This is a genomic window from Pseudomonas sp. LjRoot71 (assembly GCF_964253255.1).
Lineage (GTDB): Bacteria > Pseudomonadota > Gammaproteobacteria > Pseudomonadales > Pseudomonadaceae > Aquipseudomonas.
In genome coordinates this window covers 3,301,167-3,322,248 of record NZ_CAXURA020000001.1, presented here as the reverse complement: position 1 = coordinate 3,322,248, position 21,082 = coordinate 3,301,167, and the positions used below count along the sequence as shown (strand labels likewise).

At 60.0% G+C, this 21,082-nt stretch carries 22 protein-coding genes and 1 tRNA gene; 8 read left to right on the top strand and 15 right to left on the bottom strand.

All coding sequences use genetic code 11. The features are described from left to right. From hscB to trmJ, 7 genes are all read right to left on the bottom strand, one after another. The gene (gene hscB, locus ACSQ17_RS15560; protein ID WP_436069547.1) at positions 1 to 522 is read right to left on the bottom strand and encodes a co-chaperone HscB; all 522 of its coding nucleotides are present in this window, start codon (positions 520 to 522) and stop codon (positions 1 to 3) included. 7 nt (positions 523 to 529) lie between these two features. Beyond that, positions 530 to 853: an iron-sulfur cluster assembly protein IscA gene (gene iscA / locus ACSQ17_RS15555; RefSeq protein ID WP_090248639.1), complete on the bottom strand. Its 324-nt coding sequence runs from the start codon at positions 851 to 853 to the stop codon at positions 530 to 532. Between the two features lie 12 nt (positions 854 to 865). Beyond that, on the bottom strand, positions 866 to 1,252 hold the full coding sequence (gene iscU, locus ACSQ17_RS15550) for a Fe-S cluster assembly scaffold IscU (protein ID WP_040261926.1): 387 nt from the start codon (positions 1,250 to 1,252) through the stop codon (positions 866 to 868). Positions 1,253 to 1,299: 47 nt separating this feature from the next. Continuing rightward, positions 1,300 to 2,514, bottom strand: a complete 1,215-nt coding sequence (locus ACSQ17_RS15545; RefSeq protein WP_233683939.1) for an IscS subfamily cysteine desulfurase — start codon at positions 2,512 to 2,514, stop codon at positions 1,300 to 1,302. A 48-nt stretch (positions 2,515 to 2,562) separates the two neighbouring features. Beyond that, positions 2,563 to 3,054: a Fe-S cluster assembly transcriptional regulator IscR gene (gene iscR / locus ACSQ17_RS15540; RefSeq protein WP_233683938.1), complete on the bottom strand. Its 492-nt coding sequence runs from the start codon at positions 3,052 to 3,054 to the stop codon at positions 2,563 to 2,565. Between the two features lie 139 nt (positions 3,055 to 3,193). Next, positions 3,194 to 3,970, bottom strand: coding sequence for a serine O-acetyltransferase (cysE, locus tag ACSQ17_RS15535; RefSeq protein WP_436069546.1), 777 nt, complete (start codon positions 3,968 to 3,970; stop codon positions 3,194 to 3,196). Further along, on the bottom strand, positions 3,963 to 4,736 hold the full coding sequence (gene trmJ / locus ACSQ17_RS15530; RefSeq protein ID WP_436070499.1) for a tRNA (cytosine(32)/uridine(32)-2'-O)-methyltransferase TrmJ: 774 nt from the start codon (positions 4,734 to 4,736) through the stop codon (positions 3,963 to 3,965). Before trmJ ends, cysE begins: the two co-directional genes overlap by 8 nt. Positions 4,737 to 4,878: 142 nt before the next feature. Between trmJ and suhB the strand changes: the two genes are divergently transcribed. After that, entirely contained in the window at positions 4,879 to 5,694 is an 816-nt protein-coding gene (gene suhB, locus ACSQ17_RS15525; RefSeq protein WP_436069545.1) for a type III secretion system regulator SuhB, read from the top strand. A gap of 63 nt (positions 5,695 to 5,757) precedes the next feature. Here the strand turns inward: suhB and ACSQ17_RS15520 are convergent, their stop codons facing one another. The 6 genes from ACSQ17_RS15520 to queA form a co-directional block, all read right to left on the bottom strand. Next, the gene (locus tag ACSQ17_RS15520) at positions 5,758 to 6,285 is read right to left on the bottom strand and encodes a glycine zipper 2TM domain-containing protein (RefSeq protein ID WP_436069544.1); all 528 of its coding nucleotides are present in this window, start codon (positions 6,283 to 6,285) and stop codon (positions 5,758 to 5,760) included. A 127-nt stretch (positions 6,286 to 6,412) separates the two neighbouring features. Next, the gene (secF, locus tag ACSQ17_RS15515; RefSeq protein ID WP_436069543.1) at positions 6,413 to 7,321 is read right to left on the bottom strand and encodes a protein translocase subunit SecF; all 909 of its coding nucleotides are present in this window, start codon (positions 7,319 to 7,321) and stop codon (positions 6,413 to 6,415) included. An 8-nt stretch (positions 7,322 to 7,329) separates the two neighbouring features. Beyond that, positions 7,330 to 9,198, bottom strand: coding sequence for a protein translocase subunit SecD (secD, locus tag ACSQ17_RS15510; RefSeq protein ID WP_436069542.1), 1,869 nt, complete (start codon positions 9,196 to 9,198; stop codon positions 7,330 to 7,332). A gap of 62 nt (positions 9,199 to 9,260) precedes the next feature. Then, on the bottom strand, positions 9,261 to 9,596 hold the full coding sequence (gene yajC / locus ACSQ17_RS15505) for a preprotein translocase subunit YajC (protein ID WP_090375534.1): 336 nt from the start codon (positions 9,594 to 9,596) through the stop codon (positions 9,261 to 9,263). A gap of 39 nt (positions 9,597 to 9,635) precedes the next feature. Continuing rightward, positions 9,636 to 10,751, bottom strand: coding sequence for a tRNA guanosine(34) transglycosylase Tgt (gene tgt, locus ACSQ17_RS15500; protein ID WP_436070498.1), 1,116 nt, complete (start codon positions 10,749 to 10,751; stop codon positions 9,636 to 9,638). Positions 10,752 to 10,765: 14 nt separating this feature from the next. Further along, complete coding sequence (gene queA / locus ACSQ17_RS15495) at positions 10,766 to 11,815, bottom strand: tRNA preQ1(34) S-adenosylmethionine ribosyltransferase-isomerase QueA (RefSeq protein WP_436069541.1); 1,050 nt, start codon at positions 11,813 to 11,815, stop codon at positions 10,766 to 10,768. Positions 11,816 to 11,928: 113 nt separating this feature from the next. On the opposite strand from queA, the gene ACSQ17_RS15490 reads away from it, so the two are divergent. The 3 genes from ACSQ17_RS15490 to ACSQ17_RS15480 all read left to right on the top strand — a co-directional run bounded on the left by ACSQ17_RS15490 (position 11,929) and on the right by ACSQ17_RS15480 (position 13,248). Next, positions 11,929 to 12,013, top strand: a tRNA-Leu gene (locus ACSQ17_RS15490). Between the two features lie 360 nt (positions 12,014 to 12,373). Beyond that, positions 12,374 to 12,586 carry a cold-shock protein gene (locus tag ACSQ17_RS15485; protein ID WP_090248782.1) on the top strand — a complete coding sequence of 71 codons (213 nt, stop codon included), beginning with the start codon at positions 12,374 to 12,376 and terminating at the stop codon, positions 12,584 to 12,586. 167 nt (positions 12,587 to 12,753) lie between these two features. Continuing rightward, positions 12,754 to 13,248 (top strand): RDD family protein, encoded by a 495-nt coding sequence (locus ACSQ17_RS15480; protein ID WP_436069540.1) that lies wholly within the window; start codon positions 12,754 to 12,756, stop codon positions 13,246 to 13,248. Between the two features lie 117 nt (positions 13,249 to 13,365). Here ACSQ17_RS15480 and lptG read toward each other — a convergent pair whose 3' ends face one another. Together lptG and lptF are read right to left on the bottom strand one after the other, a co-directional pair. Next, positions 13,366 to 14,427 (bottom strand): LPS export ABC transporter permease LptG, encoded by a 1,062-nt coding sequence (lptG, locus tag ACSQ17_RS15475; RefSeq protein ID WP_436069539.1) that lies wholly within the window; start codon positions 14,425 to 14,427, stop codon positions 13,366 to 13,368. Continuing rightward, positions 14,420 to 15,541, bottom strand: coding sequence for an LPS export ABC transporter permease LptF (gene lptF / locus ACSQ17_RS15470; RefSeq protein ID WP_436069538.1), 1,122 nt, complete (start codon positions 15,539 to 15,541; stop codon positions 14,420 to 14,422). The genes lptG and lptF overlap by 8 nt, the downstream gene beginning before the upstream one ends. A 144-nt stretch (positions 15,542 to 15,685) precedes the next feature. Between lptF and ACSQ17_RS15465 the strand changes: the two genes are divergently transcribed. The 4 genes from ACSQ17_RS15465 (at position 15,686) to ACSQ17_RS15450 (ending at position 21,035) form a co-directional block, all read left to right on the top strand. Continuing rightward, positions 15,686 to 17,182, top strand: a complete 1,497-nt coding sequence (locus ACSQ17_RS15465; RefSeq protein WP_436069537.1) for a leucyl aminopeptidase — start codon at positions 15,686 to 15,688, stop codon at positions 17,180 to 17,182. Between the two features lie 60 nt (positions 17,183 to 17,242). After that, complete coding sequence (locus tag ACSQ17_RS15460) at positions 17,243 to 17,692, top strand: DNA polymerase III subunit chi (protein ID WP_436069536.1); 450 nt, start codon at positions 17,243 to 17,245, stop codon at positions 17,690 to 17,692. 9 nt (positions 17,693 to 17,701) lie between these two features. Further along, positions 17,702 to 18,109: a DNA polymerase III subunit chi gene (locus ACSQ17_RS15455; protein WP_436069535.1), complete on the top strand. Its 408-nt coding sequence runs from the start codon at positions 17,702 to 17,704 to the stop codon at positions 18,107 to 18,109. A 94-nt stretch (positions 18,110 to 18,203) separates the two neighbouring features. After that, positions 18,204 to 21,035 (top strand): valine--tRNA ligase, encoded by a 2,832-nt coding sequence (locus tag ACSQ17_RS15450; protein ID WP_436069534.1) that lies wholly within the window; start codon positions 18,204 to 18,206, stop codon positions 21,033 to 21,035. Positions 21,036 to 21,082 lie beyond the last annotated feature (47 nt).

Sequence of the window (21,082 nt, the reverse complement as noted above, 5' to 3'; positions counted from 1 at the left end):
TTAATCGTCGAGGCGCTCTTCCAGCTGGCGCACCTCGTGAGAGAGCTTGTCGAGAAACTGCATGCGACGCATCAGGCGCTCGGCCTCTTCGCGCCGCGCGGCATCATCCCAACAAACGGCAAAACTTTCGTTGAGCTCATCCTGAGCCACTTTCAGACGCCGCTTGAATTGCGCAACGCCGACCAGATCAGCGCTCTCATGCAACTCTTCCAGCTCTTCACGCCACTGCATCTGCTGCATGAGAAAGCCGGGATCCTGCACAGTGACTTCCAGCGGCAACTCCGGGCCACGCAGCGCTAGCAAATAACGCGCACGCTGCGGCGCATTCTTCAACGTCCGATAGGCTTCATTAAGACTTGCGGACTGTTCAAGTGCCAAGCGCTGCTCGCGCTCGGAGGCATCCGCAAAGCGGTCCGGATGGACATGCCGTGCCAGCTCACGGTAACGGCTGGCCAACAAATCCTGATCCAGGCGAAAGCCTGGCTGCAGGTCAAACAATGCAAAGTGACAAGGACTGCCCACACGCGCCTCAGATATTGAAGCTTTCGCCGCAGCCACATTCGCCGCGTACGTTCGGGTTGTTGAACTTGAAGCCTTCGTTCAACCCTTCCTTGACGAAATCGAGCTCGGTGCCATCGAGGTAGACCAGACTCTTGGGATCGATGATCACCTTGACGCCATGATTTTCGAACACCTGATCTTCGCTGGCGGCCTCATCGACAAACTCCAGCACATAAGCCAAGCCGGAACAGCCCGTGGTGCGCACACCCAGGCGAATACCTTCGCCCTTGCCGCGCCCCTCAAGCGAGCGACGCACGTGCTGAGCGGCAGCTTCGGTCATGCTGATAGCCATCGACAAACCTCCTTAGAGCAAGCCTTTCTTCTGCTTGTAATCGCGCACAGCGGCCTTGATGGCGTCTTCGGCGAGTACCGAGCAGTGAATTTTCACCGGCGGCAGGGCCAATTCCTCGGCCAGCTGGGTGTTTTTGATGGTTTCGGCTTCGTCCAGAGTCTTGCCCTTCATCCACTCGGTGGCGAGGGAGCTGGAGGCTATTGCCGAACCGCAGCCATAGGTCTTGAACTTGGCGTCTTCAATCACGCCCTGCTCGTTGACCTTGATCTGCAGACGCATTACGTCACCGCAGGCCGGCGCACCGACCATACCGGTGCCGACGTCCGGGTCCTCCGCGTCCATCTTGCCGACGTTGCGCGGGTTCTCGTAGTGGTCAATGACCTTTTCACTGTAAGCCATGCTGGTATTCCTTCCTCATCAGAGAGTCGCTCTTGCTCGGCGACTACTTAGTGCGCCGCCCACTCGATCTTGGAGATGTCGACACCGTCTTTGTACATATCCCACAGCGGCGACAATTCGCGCAGCTTGGTGACTGCCTCACAGACTTTCTGCGCGGCGTAATCGACTTCTTCATCTGTGGTGAAGCGGCCGAAGGTAAAACGGATGGAGCTATGTGCCAGCTCGTCATTGCGGCCCAGGGCGCGCAACACGTAGGACGGCTCCAGAGAGGCCGAGGTACACGCCGAACCGGAGGAAACCGCCAGATCCTTGAGCGCCATGATCAGCGACTCACCCTCAACGTAGTTGAAGCTGAGGTTGAGGTTGTGCGGCACACGGGCAGTCATGCTGCCGTTGATGTACAGCTCTTCCAGACCGTCCACCTGCTTGAAGAAGCGCTCACGCAGGGCCAGGATGCGCTGGTTTTCCTGAGCCATTTCTTCCTTGGCAATGCGGAAGGCTTCGCCCATGCCCACACATTGGTGGGTCGCCAGAGTGCCGGAACGCATGCCGCGCTCATGACCGCCACCGTGGGTCTGCGCCTCCAGACGCACACGCGGCTTGCGGCGCACGAACAGCGCACCGACGCCTTTCGGACCATAGGTCTTGTGCGCAGAGAAGGACATCAGGTCGACCTTGAGGGTCTCCAGGTCGATCGCCACTTTGCCGGTGGATTGCGCCGCATCAACGTGGAAGAACACGCCGCGCGAGCGGGTCAGCTCACCAATCGCTGCGATGTCATTGATGGTGCCGATTTCGTTGTTCACATGCATGACCGACACCAGAATGGTGTCCTCACGCAGCACGGCCTCAATCATGGCCGGAGTAATCAGGCCATCTTCGCCCGGCTCAATGTAGGTGACTTCGAAGCCTTCGCGCTCAAGTTGGCGCATGGTGTCGAGCACCGCTTTGTGCTCAATCTTCGAGGTAATCAGGTGCTTGCCTTTCGTCTTGTAGAAGTCGGCAATACCCTTGATGGCCAGGTTGTTGGACTCGGTAGCACCGGACGTCCAGACAATCTCGCGCGGATCGGCATTGACCAGCTCAGCCACCTGGCGGCGAGCATTCTCAACCGCTTCCTCAGCTTTCCAGCCAAATACATGAGAGCGCGATGCCGGGTTACCGAAATTGCCGTCAACCAGCAGGCATTCGCTCATTTTTTGCGCAACACGCGGATCAACCGGCGTGGTGGCGGAATAATCGAGGTAAATCGGCAATTTCATCAACTTTCTCCTAATCAGGTCTCAGGCCAGCTGGCCAGCGCCTTGCGCTCAATCAACGGCGGACGCTTCGATCTTATCCAGAAACGGCGTCCTGCCATTGCAGCGGCGCTGATCCTGGCGCTGGGCTACTTCCTGCACTTCTCGTCGGGTTACCAGATCAGCCAAGCTGATGCCGCTGAGGAATTCGTGTATCTGCTGGCTCAGGTCGCACCACAGATGGTGGGTCAGACAGGTATCACCCGCGTGACAGTCGCCTTGCCCCTGACAGCGGGTAGCATCGACCGACTCATTGACCGCATCGATCACTTCGGCAACCTGGATACCACGCATGTCGCGCGACAACTGATAACCGCCACCCGGCCCACGCACACTGGACACCAGATTGCCGCGCCGCAGCTTGGCAAACAGTTGCTCCAAATAGGAAAGGGAGATGCCCTGCCGCTCGGAAATATCAGCCAGTGACACCGGCCCACGCTGTGCGTGCAGCGCCAAATCCAGCATGGCGGTGACGGCGTAACGGCCTTTGGTGGTTAATCGCATAAGGGCTTACCGCGTGATCGCAATATGCCGCGATTATCTAATTCCCGAGCATTTAAGTCAACTATAAGACCTAGCACACTAGTCGGGATTAGGCAGCATAAGGGGCGCGCATCATAGCAAACCACCACCCCTCACACCATCAGGCCGCCGGCTTGTCCGCATCTTTGACCACGCCCGCGAAATCTTCGTCACGCAGTTGCGGCAAATCTTTGGCGCAGTAATCACTACCCAGGGACTTGAGGGCACCGCACATACCCTCCAGACGCCCATCCACCGCGTGCAGATGATCCAGCAACTGACCAATGGCACGCGCCACCGGGTCCGGCATGTCCTGACTCACGCCATAAGCATCGAACCCAAGCTTCTCGGCAATCGCCTGACGCTTAGCCTCCTGCTCATCGTCCACCTTGAGAATGATCCGCCCCGGGATACCCACCGCCGTCGCGCCCGCCGGCACTTCCTTGGTGACCACCGCATTGGAGCCGATCTTGGCACCGGCACCGACCGTAAACGGCCCCAGCACCTTGGCGCCCGCCCCCACCACCACACCGTCTTCCAGCGTCGGGTGGCGCTTACCCTTGTTCCAGCTGGTGCCTCCCAGGGTGACCCCCTGATAGAGCGTTACATCATTGCCAATCTCGGCCGTTTCACCAATGACAATGCCCATACCATGGTCGATAAAGAAACGCCGACCGATCTTCGCTCCAGGGTGGATCTCGATACCCGTCAGCCAACGCCCGAAGTTTGATACCACGCGCGCCAACCACTTCCAACCAGACACCCACAGAGCATGCGCCACACGGTGCAGCCAAACGGCATGCAAGCCCGGATAGCAGGTGACCACCTCAAACGCATTGCGCGCCGCCGGGTCGCGATGAAACACACTTTGAATATCCTCTCGCATGCGCTCAAACATCTGCCTTCTCCCGCTTATGGTGCTCACCGCGCGCCGCCTTGATGGTCTCGGTCAAGATGCCGCGCAATATATTCATTTCCAGCTTGCTGACTGAACTGCGCCCATAGAGACGGCGCAGACGGCTCATCAAATGCCGCGGCCGGAGCGGATCAAGAAACCCGATCTCAACCAGCGCCTGCTCCAGGTGACGGTAAAACGATTCAAGCTCGTCAGCCGTCACAGGCTCGTCACCCTCGTCGGCAACCGGCACCTGCGCGAGGGGCTGCCCCTCGCTCGCCAACCAGGCCATTCGCACCTCATAGGCCAGCACCTGAACCGCCGCTGCCAGATTCAATGAACTGAACGTCGGATCAGACGGAATGTGCACATGGTAATGACAGCGCTGCAGCTCCTCGTTGGTCAGGCCGGCATATTCACGCCCAAACACCAGGGCAACCTGTGCACCTTGCCGCGCCTGTTCGCAGGCCGTCACGCCGCACTCTCGCGGCTCCAGCATCGGCCAGGGAATATGCCGATCCCGCGCGCTGGTACCGAGCACCAGACGACAACCGACCAGTGCCTCCTCGAGCGTACCGACCACTTGCGCGGCCTGCAGAATATCCGTAGCTCCGGAAGCCCGCGCTACAGCCTCGTCACTGGGAAAATCCTGCGGATCCACCAGCACCAACTGCGACAAACCCATGTTTTTCATGGCCCGCGCCGCGCCACCGATATTACCCGGATGACTGGTACCCACTAACACGACGCGAATATTTTCCAGCACCACAAACACCCACAGAGCATGACATCAGACGGTAAATCTTACAGAAGTCACTCGCCTTACGCCACGCAAGGCGCAGGTTGCACTTCAACCGCCGCGCTTTTCTGCTAGAATGGCCGGCTTTCTTTAACGACCCAGGTGAACATCCATGCAGCCCATGCTGAATATCGCGCTGCGCGCAGCCCGTAGCGCCGGCGAAATGATCTTCCGCTCGACCGAACGCTTGGACGTCATCTCGGTCGACGAGAAAGAAGCCAAGGACTATGTGACTGAAATTGATCGCTCCGCTGAGCAGCTGATCATTCAGGCGCTGCGCAAAGCCTTCCCGAACCACGGCGTCCTCGGCGAGGAAAGCGGCCTGAGCGAAGGCAGCGGCGATGGGGCCGACTACCTGTGGATTATCGATCCACTGGATGGCACCACTAACTTTATCCGCGGCATTCCGCATTACGCCGTCAGCATTGCGTGTAAATACCGCGGTCGCCTTGAGCACGCCGTGATCATCGACCCGGTGCGCCAGGAAGAATTCACCGCCAGCCGCGGCCGTGGCGCTGCCCTCAACGGCCGCCGCCTGCGCGTGGGCAACCGCAAGAGCCTGGAAGGCGCCCTGCTCGGCACCGGCTTCCCGTTCCGCGACAGCCAGATGGAAAACCTGGAAAACTACATCGGCATGTTCCGCAGCCTGGTCGGCCAGACCGCTGGCGTACGCCGCGCAGGCGCAGCGAGCCTGGATCTGGCCTACGTGGCTGCCGGCCGCTTCGATGCCTTCTGGGAGTTCGGCCTGTCCGAGTGGGACATGGCAGCTGGCGCTCTGCTGATTCAGGAAGCAGGCGGCTTGGTCAGTGACTTCAGCGGCGGTCACGACTTCCTGGAGAAAGGCCAGATCGTTGCCGGCAACACCAAATGCTTCAAGGCCGTACTGACTGCCATTCAGCCGCATCTGTCGGCTTCGCTGAAACGCTGATCAGCGACCACAAAAAAAGCGCCCTGCGGGGCGCTTTTTTGTGCCTGGAAAAACTGCTGACGATTAGTCCACCAGCACCAGCTGACCGTCACGCACCGGAATCTGCCGGCCTGGATCACTGGCCATGCGCACCTGGCTGACCTTGCCCTCCAGTTCGTACTTGACGTCATAGCCCACCAGCTTCTCGCTGGTGTCGGTCACTGTGCTGCAGCGGGTTTCCGTGGTGGTGTAGGTATCACGACTCTGCAGATGCTCTTGCGCCTTGTTGCCGGCATAGCCACCGCCGACCGCACCGGCAACCGTTGCCAGCTTCTTGCCGTTACCACCACCGACCTGATTACCCAGCAGACCACCGACCACCGCACCAATGGCGGTGCCGGCGATTTGATGTTCATCCTTGACTGGCGCCTGACGCGTCACGGCAACGTCCTTGCACACTTCGCGCGGGGTCTTGATGGTTTCCTTCACAGGCTTCACGGCTAGCACTTCGGCATATTGCGGCGCACTGACCAGGCTATAAGTCGCCACAGCGCCACCCGCTGTCACACCGACCGCACCCAGTACCGCACCTACCAACATTGACTTGTTCATGCACGCCTCCTTCGACCTATCACTGCGGTGCTCAGCGCACCTTACTCCCAGCCTTGGAGCATAAAAAAACCGGGCAAGTTCAACACATGCCCGGTTCATTCAACCATTTGCGATGAAACGCACAGAATCAGGGACGCTCATCAACCTCTTCTGCCACTACCGGGGGAATCAGGTCATCCACACTCAGGTTGAGCCAGATCAGCACCACGTTGGCGATATAGATCGACGAATAGGTACCCGCCAACACCCCCATGAACAACGCCACGGAGAAACCGTAAAGGTTGTCACCCGCAAAGATCAGCAGCGCGGCAATCGCCAGCAATGTCGAAATCGATGTGGCCATGGTGCGCAGCAGCGTCTGGGTTGTGGAAATGTTGATGTTGTCGATCAGACTGGTCTTGCGCAGCACCCGGAAGTTCTCACGCACGCGGTCAAACACCACGATGGTGTCGTTCAGCGAGTAACCGATGATCGCCAGCAGAGCCGCCAACACCGTCAGGTCGAAGGTAATCTGGAAAAACGACAGAATGCCAAGGGTCACCACCACGTCGTGAACCAAGGAAACGATGGCGCCCAGGGCGAACTTCCACTGAAAGCGGAACGCCAGGTACAGCATGATCCCACCCAGCGCCAGCAGCATGCCCAGGCCACCCTGGTCACGCAGCTCTTCACCGACCTGCGGCCCGACGAACTCGACTTTCTTGACGGTTACCGCTTCATCGCCAGCACCCTGCAGGGCAGCGGCAACCTGATTGCCCAGGTTCGGATCATCACCCTGCAGACGCACCACCACATCCGTGGTGGCACCGAAGGTCTGCACCACGGCATCGGTATAACCTGCCGCGACCAGTTGATCACGCACCTTGCCGAGATCGGCAGGCTGGGTGTAGCTCAACTCGATCTGCGTACCGCCGGTGAAGTCCAGGCCGAAGTTGAGACCCTTGTAGAACCAGCTACCCAGAGCAAGCAGGGTCAGAAGCATCGTGATGGCGAACGCAAGGTTGCGCGCGCCCATAAAGTTGATCGTACGCATCATCTAACCCCTTAGATCCACAGCTTCTTGAAGTCACGCCCGCCGAAGATCAGGTTGACCATGGCACGAGTCACCAGAATGGCGGTAAACATCGACGTCACGATGCCCAGCGACATGGTCACGGCGAAGCCCTTGACCGGCCCGGTGCCCATGGCAAACAGAATGCCGCCAACCAACAGGGTGGTCAGGTTGGCATCAAGAATTGCCGTATAGGCACGATCAAAGCCCTCATGAATCGCCCGCTGTACCGACATGCCATTGGCAATTTCCTCACGAATCCGCGAGAAGATCAGCACGTTGGCGTCCACCGCCATACCCATGGTCAGCACGATACCGGCAATACCCGGAAGGGTCAGGGTGGCACTGAGCAACGACATCAGCGCCAACAGCAAGACCATGTTGAACGCCAGAGCGATGGTCGCCAGCACACCAAAGAAGCGATAGATGGCAATGATGAACAACGACACGAAGAGCATGCCCCACAGCGAGGCCTCAATACCCTTGGTGATGTTGTCAGCCCCGAGGCTCGGGCCAATGGTGCGTTCTTCAGCAAAGTACATCGGCGCCGCCAGACCACCCGCACGCAGCAGCAAGGCCAGCTCGGACGATTCGCCCTGACCGTCCAGCCCAGTGATACGGAACTGACTGCCCAGTGGCGACTGAATAGTGGCCAGGCTGATGATCTTCTTCTCTTCAACGAAGGTCTGCAGCTCGACGTCCTTCTCGACACCATCAACGACCTGGCGCACATAGCGGGAAACCGGCTTCTGCTCGATGAAAATCACCGCCATGCTGCGCCCAACATTGCTGCGGGTGGCACGGTTCATCAGATCGCCGCCACGGCCATCCAGACGGATGTTCACCTGCGGGCTGCCGTTCTCATCGAAACTGGCCTGAGCATCGGTCACCTGATCACCGGTGATTATCAGCTCACGCTCCAGCTGTGCCGGCGGACGACCCTCCTGGCGGAACTCAAAACTTTCGGTCGCGGCCTTGGCAGCGCCCGGCTCAGCGGCCAGGCGGAACTCCAGGTTGGCGGTCTTACCTAGGATACGTTTGGCTTCGGCGGTGTCCTGCACGCCCGGCAGTTCAACCACGATACGATTGGCACCCTGACGCTGCACCAGCGGCTCGGCCACACCCAACTCGTTGACCCGGTTACGCACGGTGGTCAAGTTTTGCTTGATCGAGTACTCGCGGATTTCAGCCAGCTTGGCCTGAGTCAATGCCAGACGCAGCACCTGCTGCTCACCACGCTGCACAGTGCTCAGTTCAAAATCGGTGAAGTCCTTGCGGATCAGGCGCTGCGCTTTCTCCAGCGACGCTTCATCGGCAAAACCCAGCTGAATGGCGCCATTGGCCTCAGGCAGACTGCGGTAACGTACACGCTCCTTGCGCAGCAGGCTCTTGACCTCACCCTCGTAGACTTTGCGACGCGCATCCAGCGCCTTGTCCATGTCCACCTCCATCAGGAAGTGCACACCGCCGGAAAGATCCAGACCCAGCTTCATCGGACTGCCACCCAAGTTACGCAGCCACTGCGGCGTGGTTTGCGCCAGGTTCAAGGCCACCACGAACTCGTCGCTCAGCGCCTTGCGCACCAAATCTTTGGCCGGCAGTTGATCTTCGGCCTTATTCAGACGCAGCAGGCCTGCGCGACCCTGGTTGGACAGGGTTGTCACCTTGACGCTGATGCCAGCGGCTTCCAGCGCGCGACTTGCGCGATCCAGATCAGCCTGCTCGACACGCATCGCGCTGCTGTTGCCACTGATCTGGATCGCCGGGTCATCCGGGTACAGATTGGGCAGGGAATAGAGAGCGCCGATTGCCAGCACAGCCAGAATCAGCAGGTATTTCCAGACAGGGAATTTGTTGAGCATGACGCCGCCCGTTATGACGCGGGGCGCATGAAGCGCCCCGTCGAGTGGTAATGATGTGTTGCTTAGATCGCTTTCAGCGTGCCCTTGGGCAGCGAAGCGGCGATAGCCACTTTCTGAATCTTCAGCTCAACGGTATCGGACACTTCGATTACCACGAAGTCATCGGAGACTTTCGACACCTTGCCAGCAATACCGCCGCTGGTGACCACTTCGTCGCCTTTCTGCAGGCCACCGATCAGGTTCTTGTGCTCTTTGGCACGTTTGGCCTGTGGACGCCAGATCATCAGATAGAAGATGACCAGAAAGCCGACCAGAAACACCCATTCAAAGCCACTACCAGCAGGACCGGCAGCCGGTGCGGCGCCTTCAGCGAAAGCAGCGGGGATAAAAAAGCTCATGTAACACTCCTGTTGCAAGGGTCTTTAAACAGTTGGGGATCAATCCAGAGGCGGCGTTGACAGCCCGCGTTTGGCATAGAAGGCATCGACAAAGGCGGCCAATGTACCCTGTTGAATAGCCTCGCGCAAACCAGCCATCAGCACCTGATAATGCCGTAAGTTGTGGATTGTATTGAGCATGCTACCCAGCATTTCGCCGCATTTATCCAGATGATGCAGATAGGCGCGGGAGAAATGTTTGCAGGTGTAACAGTCACAAGTCGGATCCAGCGGAGAATCGTCATGTTTGTGGAAAGCATTGCGGATTTTCAGCACGCCGGTATCGATAAACAGGTGACCGTTACGCGCATTACGGGTCGGCATTACGCAGTCGAACATGTCCACACCGCGGCGCACACCCTCGACCAAATCTTCCGGCTTGCCCACCCCCATCAGGTAACGCGGCTTGTCGGCCGGTAGTTGCGCGGGCAGGTAATCCAGCACCTTGATCATTTCCTCTTTCGGCTCACCGACTGACAGGCCGCCAATGGCATAACCGTCAAACCCGATCTGCTCCAGACCATCCAGGGAAACCTTGCGCAGCTCTTCATGCATACCGCCCTGGACGATACCAAACAGCGCCGCCGTATTGTCGCCATGGGCCTCCTTGGAACGCTTGGCCCAGCGCAACGACAACTCCATCGAGCGCTTGGCCACATCGAACTCGGCTGGATACGGCGTGCACTCGTCGAAAATCATCACGATGTCGGAGCCCAGGTCGCGCTGCACCTGCATCGACTCTTCCGGCCCCATAAATACCTTGGCACCGTCGACCGGCGAGGCGAAGTACACCCCCTCCTCCTTGATCTTGCGCATGGCACCCAGGCTGAACACCTGAAAACCACCGGAGTCGGTGAGGATCGGCCCCTGCCACTGCATAAAGTCATGCAGATCGCCGTGCTTCTTGATCACCTCGGTGCCTGGGCGCAGCCACAGGTGGAAGGTGTTGCCGAGGATGATCTGCGCGCCAATCGCTTCGATATCACGCGGCAGCATGCCCTTGACCGTGCCATAGGTGCCCACAGGCATGAAGGCCGGGGTTTCCACCACGCCACGCGGGAAGGTCAACCGACCACGGCGCGCCTTGCCCTCGGTTGCCAACAATTCGAAAGACATGCGGCAGGTGCGCGTCATAGCTGTTCCTCTGGCCCGCGTGGTGCGGGGTTGCGGGTGATAAACATGGCATCACCGTAACTAAAGAAGCGGTAACCCTCGGCGATAGCGCACTGGTACGCCGCCATGGTTTCCGGATAGCCGGCAAAGGCCGACACCAGCATCAGCAGGGTCGACTCCGGCAAATGGAAATTGGTCACCAGCGCATCGACCACATGCAGCGGCAGACCGGGGTAGATAAAGATGTCGGTATCACCGCTGAACGCCTTGAGCACACCATCGCGCGCTGCACTTTCCAGCGAACGCACACTGGTGGTGCCGACGGCAATCACCCGCCCACCCCGCGCACGGCAGGCAGCCACGGCATCGACCACATCCTGGCTGACCTCCAGCCACTCGCTGTGCATGTGATGATCTTCAATGCGCTCAACGCGCACCGGCTGAAAGGTACCCGCGCCAACATGCAGGGTCACAAAGGCCCGCTCGACACCCTTCTCGGCAATCGTCGCCAGCAACTGTTGATCAAAATGCAGCCCGGCAGTAGGCGCCGCGACAGCACCGGCACGGTCGGCATATACAGTCTGGTAGCGCTCACGGTCAGCCTGCTCATCCGGACGATCGATATAGGGCGGCAACGGCATATGGCCAACGCGCTCGAGCAGCGGCAATACCTCTTCGGCAAAACGCAGTTCGAACAGCGCATCATGGCGCGCGACCATCTCGGCTTCGCCACCGCCGTCGATCAGAATGCTCGAACCCGGTTTCGGCGACTTGCTCGAACGCACATGGGCGAGCACGCGATGACTATCCAGTACGCGCTCGACCAGAATCTCCAGCTTGCCGCCCGAGGCTTTCTGGCCAAACAGCCGCGCCGGGATCACCCGGGTATTGTTGAATACCATCAGGTCGCCAGGACGCAGATAGTCCAGTAGATCACTGAATTGTTTATGTGCCAGCTCACCCGTCGGCCCGTCCAGCGCCAGCAAACGGCTGGCACGGCGCTCGGAAAGAGGATGGCGGGCAATCAGAGCGTCTGGCAGCTCGAAATTGAAGTCGGCAACGCGCATGGTCGGGAGGAGGTCGTCTAGCAGGGCGGCAAAGCTTACCGGAAATCATGCAGACTGACCACGCAAGTGGATTGACCAACCCCCACCTCATCCCTATACTGCGCCGCCATTGTGCCCCGGTGGCGGAACCGGTAGACGCGGCGGATTCAAAATCCGTTTTCGAAAGAAGTGGGAGTTCGAGTCTCCCCCGGGGCACCATAGATTCGAAGAAAGGCCTTGAAATTCAAGGCCTTTTTTATTGCCCGGCGTAATCTTGGCGCAATGCCATAAACGCGCTCGCATGCGATATTCAGGCGCAGTAAATCCTCCAGTGAAAACCCGCTAAAACCCTGTCAAAGCCCAGCGTTTGCATGCCCTGGCGGGGGTTGGCATTTGCGCGAAAGTTAGCGTAGAGTTTCTGCACTGTGTTTGCATGGGTCGCCGAAAATCGTGACCTGGTGCAGTAGATCATCGTGATCCGCTACATCCCGTTCGACGCCGCATTACTCCTTGCAACCAGTATCAGCCCCTCATCTTGAGTGGTGGCTGTCATCAACTCTAGTTTCAAGGAAATACAACATGTCGAATCGTCAGAACGGTACCGTCAAGTGGTTTAACGACGAAAAAGGTTTTGGTTTTATCACTCCTGAAAGCGGTCCGGATCTGTTCGTGCACTTCCGCGCGATCCAAGGCAACGGCTTCAAGAGCCTGAAAGAAGGCCAGAAAGTCAGCTTTATCGCCGTGCAGGGCCAGAAAGGCATGCAGGCTGACGAAGTGCAAATCCAGGAGTAATCCTGCCGCTTCGAAGAACCCCTGATGGCAGCATCAGGGGTTTTTTTATGGCTGCTAAACGTCGCACCAAGGCCAGCCGACAGGCAAAATACGTCAAACCCATTAGTGCACGCGAATACCGTATTGTTTGCCGCCATTCCGCCAGCCGATTGAATAAAGAGCCGACTATGCCAAACCACCTGCTGCGCCCGCAGGGTGATTTCCCCAGCGCCGGGCTGATCCGCCGCTTTGCCGCCATGTTTTATGACTTTCTGCTGTGTGTGGCACTGCTGATCGTCGTGACCTTTGTCTACAAACTGATTCTGATGGGTTTCTACGGCGAGGCGCAGCTCAAGCAGATGTCCGACGCTGGCGCGCTGGATGGCGACCCCCTGCTATCGACACTGCTGTTTCTCAGCCTGTTCGGCTTCTTTGCCAAGTTTTGGACGCACAACGGCCAGACCCTGGGCATGCAGGTGTGGGGCTTGCGCATCCAGAATCGTGACGGCAGCGCCATCAGCCTGTGGCAGGCACTGCTGCGTTTTCTGGTCGCGATTGGCTCCTGGCTGTTGTGCGGCCTGGGCTTTTTCTGGGCGCTCTGGGACAAAGAGAAACGCAGCTGGCATGACATCTATTCAGAGAGCCAGGTCGTCCAGTTGCCGAAGAATATTCACAAGAAGTAGCTCACCCTGCCAGTGCGCCGGCGCGATGATTAATCCCGCCAGAACCTGAGCGGCAGTGGGCAGGCACAAAAAAGCCGGCGTATGCAGTGATGCACACGCCAGCTTTTTGTTGCCTGATCAGCCGGCTCGGCGCAGCAACCAGATGCCCACCAAGGCACAGATACCCGCAGGAATAAGCACCGCGAACAATGGTGAGAAGCCGAATACCAGGCTCGATGGCCCCAGCAGATCCTGGGCAATGCGGAACACGAAGCCCACCAGCACGCCGGCAAACACGCGCTGGCCGAGGGTCACCGAACGCAGCGGGCCGAAAATAAAGGAAATCGCCATCAGCACCAGGGCCGCCGTCACCAACGGCTGCAACACCTTGGTCCAGAACGACAGCCAGTACTGGCTGTTATTGAGCCCTTGTTCAGCCAGGTAGTGGATATAGCCCCACAGCCCGGTAATCGACAGCGCATCGGGGGCCAGCACTACGGTACCGAGCAGTTGCGGCGTCAGCTCGACATCCCAGCGCTCGCTATCCTGCTTGATCACTTCACTGCTGCGTTCTTGGAAGTGCGTGGTTGCCACCTCCTCCAGCTGCCAGTGATCACCCTCGTACTGGGCCCGTCGCGCAAAGCTTGCGGAGAGCATGCGCTTGTTTTCATCGAAGCGATAACGGGTCACCCCGAACAGCACACCATTGGGCTGCACAGCGTTGATGTGCACATACTCCTGCCCCTGGCGGTGCCACAAACCACGTTTGGCCGTCTGCGCCTCGCCACCGCCCTGCGCCATGGCGCGACTGGCCTGGGCCTGATTTTCGGTATACGGCGCCAGGTATTCACCAATCAGCACGCCGACCAGCATCAGCACCAGCATCGGCTTCATCACGGCCCAGACGATACGCCCGATCGATACCCCAGCCGCGCGCATGATGGTCAGTTCACTGTTGCTGGCCAATGATCCCAGGCCGATCAAGCAGCCGATCAGGGCTGCCATCGGCAGCATTTCGTACAAGCGACGTGGCGCGGTCAGCAGTACGTACCAGCTGGCATCGAGCAGGCTGTAGCCCCCTTCGACATCCCCCAGCTCATCGATAAAGGCAAACAACAGAGCCAGGCCGACGATAATCCCCAGCACCCCAAGAATGGCGACAAACACCTGTGCGCCGATGTAGCGATCCAGCTTAACCACGGGCCACCTCCAACACGGCACGGCGAGCAGCCCAGCGCAAACGCAGGGGTTCCCAGTACAGCAGCAGCAAACCAATCAACACAAACACCCCATGCACCCACCACAAGCCAAGCACTGCCGGAATTTTCTCGTTATCCAGCGCGCCGCGCGCTGCAATCAACATTGCCAGGTACGCCATATAAAGAAGGATGGCCGGCAACAACTTAAGGAATCGCCCCTGCCGTGGGTTGACCCGCGACAACGGCACCGCCAGCAAGGTGACGACAAAAACCAGAACAGGGATGGATAAACGCCACTGTAGCTCGGACTTCAAGCGCGGCTGATCGCTGCCAATCAACTCGCGGGTCGCAATGGCTTCGCGATCTGTGACATCCGTGGCCACCTCGGGCTTGGGCAGCAGTACACCGTAGGTTTCATATTTGATGGCGCGGTAATCGGCCTGCCCCGGATTGCCGTCATAGCGGTAGCCGTTTTCCAGAATCAGATAGCGGCTGCCGTCTGGCTGGATTTCCTGATGGCCAGACTCTGCCACCAAGACGGAAATCCCACGCTCCTTGTCACCCTTGCTCGTCAGCTGTTTCTCGGAAATAAACACTCCGGCCAGCGAGCCACGGTCTTCGGACAACTCCTCGGTGTAGGTGACCCGCGCGCCATTCTTCATGGACTGAAAGCGCCCCGGCACCAGGGTATCCAGCTCTGTCATGGCGCTTTGCTGGTTGAGAATCCGTGCTACATGCTCAACACCCTGTGGCGCCAACCCCAGGCTCAGCCAGCCGGCCAGCAGGGCAACAATTGCGGCAGGAGCCAGGCTGTAAGTAAACAGCCGCTGCTGGCTCATGCCCGTGGCCGACAGCACGGTCATTTCGCTGTCCAGGTACATCCGCCCATAGGCCAGCAGGATGCCGAGAAACAGCCCCAGCGGCAGAATCAGCTGCAAAAAGCCGGGAATCCGATAGGCCATGATCAGCAGCAGCACCCCAGGGTCGAGCAACCCCTGCGCCGCCTGGGCCAGATAGCGGATAAAGCGACCACTCATAATGATGACCAGCAGCACTGCGCTTACAGCACTCAAGGTCAGCAACACTTCACGGGACAGATAACGGAAGACGATCAAACCAGACACTCCAGGGTTGTCAGGCTCAGGCGACCACGATCAAACTAGCCGCACTGCTTGCCGGCCCGCCTAACTGGCGAACCATCGAAAAATAGCTGGATATTATCCTGTAATACCGCCGCCTTGTCTTGGGGACACCACGTAATGGAATTTATTGTTAAAAGCGCACGCCCGGAAACACTGAAAACCGCCACCCTGGTTGTCCCTGTCGGCGAAGGCCGTACCCTTGGCACTACAGCCAAGGCCGTTGATGCAGCTAGCGCCGGCGCCCTCAGCGCACTGCTCAAGCGCGGCGACCTGGCCGGCAAACTCGGCCAGACCCTGCTGGTACACAGCCTGACCGGCCTCAAGGCCGAACGTCTGCTGCTGGTCGGCACGGGCAAGGACGGCGAGCTGTCTGACCGCCAATTGCGCAAATTGATCACTGCTGTTTATGCCAGCCTGAAAAACCTCGCGGGCAGCGATGCAGTCCTGGCCCTCGACGAGCTGCAGGTCAAAGGCCGTGACACCTACGGCAAAACCCGCCTGCTGGTGGAAAGCCTGGCTGACGCTAGCTACTGCTTTGATCGTTTCAAAAGCCAGAAGGCTGAAGCAAGCGCGCTGAAGAAAATTACCCTGCTCACGGAAAAAGCCAGCCTAGCCGATGCCGAGCGTGCCAGTACGCACGCCCAGGCGATTGCCAGCGGCATGGCCTTTACCAAAGACCTCGGCAACCTGCCGCCAAATCTTTGCCACCCCAGCTACCTGGCCGAAGAGGCCAAGGCACTGGGCAAGGCTTACAAAAACCTGAAAGTCGACATCCTTGACGAAAAGAAACTCAAGGAGCTCGGTGCCGGTGCTTTCCTCGCCGTGGCCCAGGGCAGCGAGCAGCCGCCACGGATGATCGTCATGCATTACCAGGGCGGCAAAAAGTCCGAGAAACCCTATGCCCTGGTCGGCAAAGGCATCACCTTCGACACCGGCGGCATCAGCATCAAGCCGGCAGCCGGCATGGATGAGATGAAGTACGACATGTGTGGCGCCGCCAGCGTATTCGGCACCCTCAAGGCCGTGCTGGAGCTGCAATTGCCGATCAACCTGGTGTGCCTGCTGGCCTGCGCCGAGAACATGCCAAGCGGCGGTGCCACGCGCCCCGGCGACATCGTCACCACCATGAGCGGGCAGACCGTGGAAATCCTCAACACCGACGCCGAAGGCCGTCTGGTGCTGTGCGACACCCTGACCTATGCCGAGCGCTTCAAGCCGCAGGCGGTGATCGACATCGCCACCCTCACCGGTGCCTGCATCGTCGCCCTGGGCAGCAATGTCTCCGGTCTGATGGGCAATAACGACGAACTGGTGCAGCAGATTCTCGGCGCCGGCCTGAGCGCCGACGACCGCGCCTGGCAGCTGCCGCTGTATGACGAGTACCAGGAGCAGCTTGATAGTCCATTTGCTGACATCGCCAATATCGGTGGACCGAAAGCCGGCACCATCACCGCCGGCTGCTTCCTCTCGCGGTTTGCCAAAAACTTCCACTGGGCGCACCTAGATATCGCCGGTACGGCCTGGATCAGCGGCGGCAAGGACAAAGGTGCGACGGGTCGCCCAGTACCGATGCTGACCCAATATCTGTTGGATCGTAGCAACGCGGGCAACTGATCCCGCCCAGCCTTTGTCTGTGTAGGAGCGGGCCATGCCCGCGAGCACAATTTCGCGGGCATGGCCCGCTCCTACAACATCTGGAGACCGACAGTGCGCATCGAGTTTTACGTCCTTTCCTCCGCCATCCCGGCCGACCGTCTGCGCGCGGCCTGCCAGTTGGCGATGAAAGCCTGGCGCGCCGGTATGCCGGTTTTTTTGCGCGGCAGCGATGCAACGCAATGCGCCGAGTTGGACGACTGGTTGTGGCGCTTCAAAGCGGAAAGCTTTGTGCCGCACAGCCTCTACGAAGAAGACGCCCAAGCCCCAGTGGTCATTGGTCTGGACGAGGAACCTGCATGCGTGCAGGGCGTGCTGATCAACTTGGGCAGCACGCTTTCACCGCAAGTCGAGCACTTCAGCCGGGTGATTGAAATCGTCAACCAGGAACCCGATCTGCTGACCGCCTGCCGAGAGAATTTCCGCAGCTACCGGCAGCGCGGGTATGATCCCAAACGAGTTGAACTCTAGTTGCACACCATGGACACCCCAAAGCCTCCGCAAAAACCCGCCCAGTTGCTGAACGACCTCGAGTCGATCCGCCAACTGCTGGGCGATGAAAACCTCGAACCACCGCTGCTGATCGACTCGCTCGACCCGGACAGCATCCCCCTGCTCTCGGATATCGTCACCCAGCCGTCCCAGGTGGCCACCCCAGCGCCGACGCCCAAACCGGCAACCCCACCGGCCGCGCCGACCCTGCGTGAAACCGTTAACCAGAGCGTCAGCCGCGACAGTGAACTGAATCGCCTGGACAGCGAGCTGCGCGCCGCTGCCCAATTGATTCTGCAGGATGTGATCGACGACTTCGTGCCGCAGATCGAAGCCGAGCTGAAACGCCGCCTGGACGCCCGCCTAAGCCGCCTGCTGCCACCACGCCGGCCGTAAGTCAGCCACCGCGCACCGACCCTTACGTCGCAAGGGCCTTCCCCGCTATACTTGCCGGCTTTTCCGTCTAGCCGTCATAAGGGTCCCGCCGCGCATGGACAAGACCTACCAGCCCCACGCCATCGAAACCGCCCTGTACCAGAACTGGGAAGCGAACAACTACTTCGCCCCGCAAGGTTCCGGCGAGCCCTACACCATCATGATCCCGCCGCCGAACGTCACCGGCAGCCTGCACATGGGCCATGGCTTCAACAACTCGATCATGGACTGCCTGATCCGCTTCCGTCGCATGCAGGGCCGCAACACCCTGTGGCAGCCGGGCACCGACCACGCGGGCATCGCCACGCAGATGGTGGTCGAGCGCCAGCTGGCTGCCGACGGCATCGGTCGTCACGACCTGGGCCGCGAGAAGTTCCTGGAGAAGGTCTGGGAGTGGAAGGAACAGTCCGGCGGCACCATCACCCGGCAGATCCGTCGCCTGGGCTCCTCGGTGGACTGGTCGCGCGAGCGCTTCACCATGGATGAAGGTCTCTCGGAAGCAGTGAAGGAAGCCTTTGTGCGCCTGCATCAGGACGGCCTGATCTACCGCGGCAAGCGTCTGGTCAACTGGGACACCAAGTTCCACACCGCCATCTCCGACCTCGAAGTGGAAAACCACGACGAGAAGGGCCACCTGTGGAACCTGCGCTACCCGCTGGCAGACGGCAAGAAGACCGCCGAGGGCCTGGACTACCTGATTGTCGCCACCACCCGCCCGGAAACCATGCTCGGCGACTCCGCCGTGGCCGTGCACCCGGAAGACGAGCGCTACAAGGCGCTGATCGGCAGCTACATCGAGCTGCCGCTGGTGGGCCGCCGTATCCCGATCATCGCCGACGACTACTGCGACCCCGAGTTCGGCACCGGCTGCGTGAAGATCACCCCGGCCCACGACTTCAACGACTATGAAGTCGGCAAGCGCCACAACCTGCCGCTGATCAACATCTTCGACAAGAACGCCGCCGTGCTGGCTCAGGCCCAAGTGTTCAATATCGACGGTAGCGTCAATGCCGAGATCGACGGCAGCCTGCCGGCCGAGTACGCCGGCCTCGACCGCTTCGTCGCCCGTAAGCAGATCGTTGCCGCTTTCGAAGCCGCCGGCCTACTGCAGAGCATCGACGACCACGCCCTGAAAGTGCCAAAGGGCGACCGCTCCGGCACCGTGATCGAGCCGTGGCTGACCGACCAGTGGTACGTCTCCACCAAGCCGCTGGCCGAGAAAGCCATCGCCGTGGTCGAGAGCGGCGAAATCCAGTTCGTGCCCAAGCAGTACGAGAACATGTACTTCAGCTGGATGCGCGACATCCAGGACTGGTGCATCAGCCGTCAGCTCTGGTGGGGCCACCGCATCCCGGCCTGGTACGACGACGCCGGCAACGTCTACGTCGGCCGTGACGAGGCGGAAGTACGCGCCACGCACAACCTCGGCGACGCCAACCTGCGCCAGGACGAAGACGTGCTGGACACCTGGTTCAGCTCCGGCCTGTGGACTTTCTCCACCCTCGGCTGGCCGCAGCAGACCGACTTCCTCAAGACCTTCCACCCCACCGACGTGCTGGTCACCGGCTTCGACATCATCTTCTTCTGGGTCGCCCGGATGATCATGCTGTCCACCCACCTGACCGGGCAGATCCCGTTCAAGACCGTGTACGTGCACGGCCTGGTGCGCGACGGCCAGGGTCAGAAGATGTCCAAGTCCAAGGGCAACGTGCTCGACCCGCTGGATATCGTCGATGGCATCGAACTGGACGCCCTGCTGGAGAAACGCACCAGCGGCATGATGCAGCCCAAGCTGGCCGAGAAGATTGCCAAGCAGACCCGCGCCGAGTTCCCCGAAGGCATCGCCGCCTACGGCACCGACGCCCTGCGCTTCACCAACCTGGCGCTGGCCTCCACCGGTCGCGATATCAAGTTCGACATGGGCCGCGTCGAGGGTTACCGCAACTTCTGCAACAAGCTGTGGAACGCCGCCAACTTCGTCATCGAAAACACCGACAACCAGGACACCGGCGTCAATGGTGAGCCGGTCGACCTGTCGCCGGTGGACCGCTGGATCATCTCCGCCCTGCAGCGCTGCGAGCAGGACGTGACCCGCCACCTCGACGCCTTCCGCTTCGACATGGCCGCGCAGGCCCTGTACGAGTTCATCTGGGATGAGTACTGCGCCTGGTACCTGGAGCTGGTCAAGCCGGTGCTGTGGGACGAAAACGCGCCAGTAGAGCGCCAGCGCGGCACCCGCCGCACCCTGGTACGCGTACTGGAAGTGATCCTGCGTCTGGCCCACCCATTCATGCCCTTCATCACCGAAGAAATCTGGCAGCGCATCAAGGGCCAGGCCGGCATCAGCGGCGAGACCATCATGCTGCAGGCCTGGCCGGTGGCGAACGAGAGCCGCATCGACGCCGCCGCCGAAGGCGACATCGAGTGGGTCAAGCAGCTGATGCTCGGCGTACGCCAGATCCGTGGCGAGATGAAGATCTCCATGGCCAAGCGCATCGACATCATCGTGCAGAACGCGGGTGCCGACGACCTGCGCCGCCTGGCCGACTTCGAGCCGCTGCTGAACAAGCTGGCCAAGCTGGAATCGGTCCGCGTGCTGGCTGCCGGCGAAGAAGCACCGATGTCTGCCACCGCCCTGGTCGGCGAGATGCAGGTGCTGGTGCCGATGGCCGGGCTGATTGACAAGGACGCCGAACTGGCGCGCCTGGACAAGGAAATCCAGCGTCTGACCGGTGAAGTGCAGCGCGTCGGCGGCAAACTCGCTAACGAAGGCTTCGTCGCCAAGGCGCCGGCCGAGGTGCTCGACAAGGAGCGCGCCAAGCTGGCCGAGGCCGAGCAAGCCCTGAGCAAGATGGTCGAGCAGCGCGGCAAGATCGCCGCACTCTGATCGCCCCGCAACACCCGCAGCCCGCGCCCTTACCGGCGCGGGTTTCG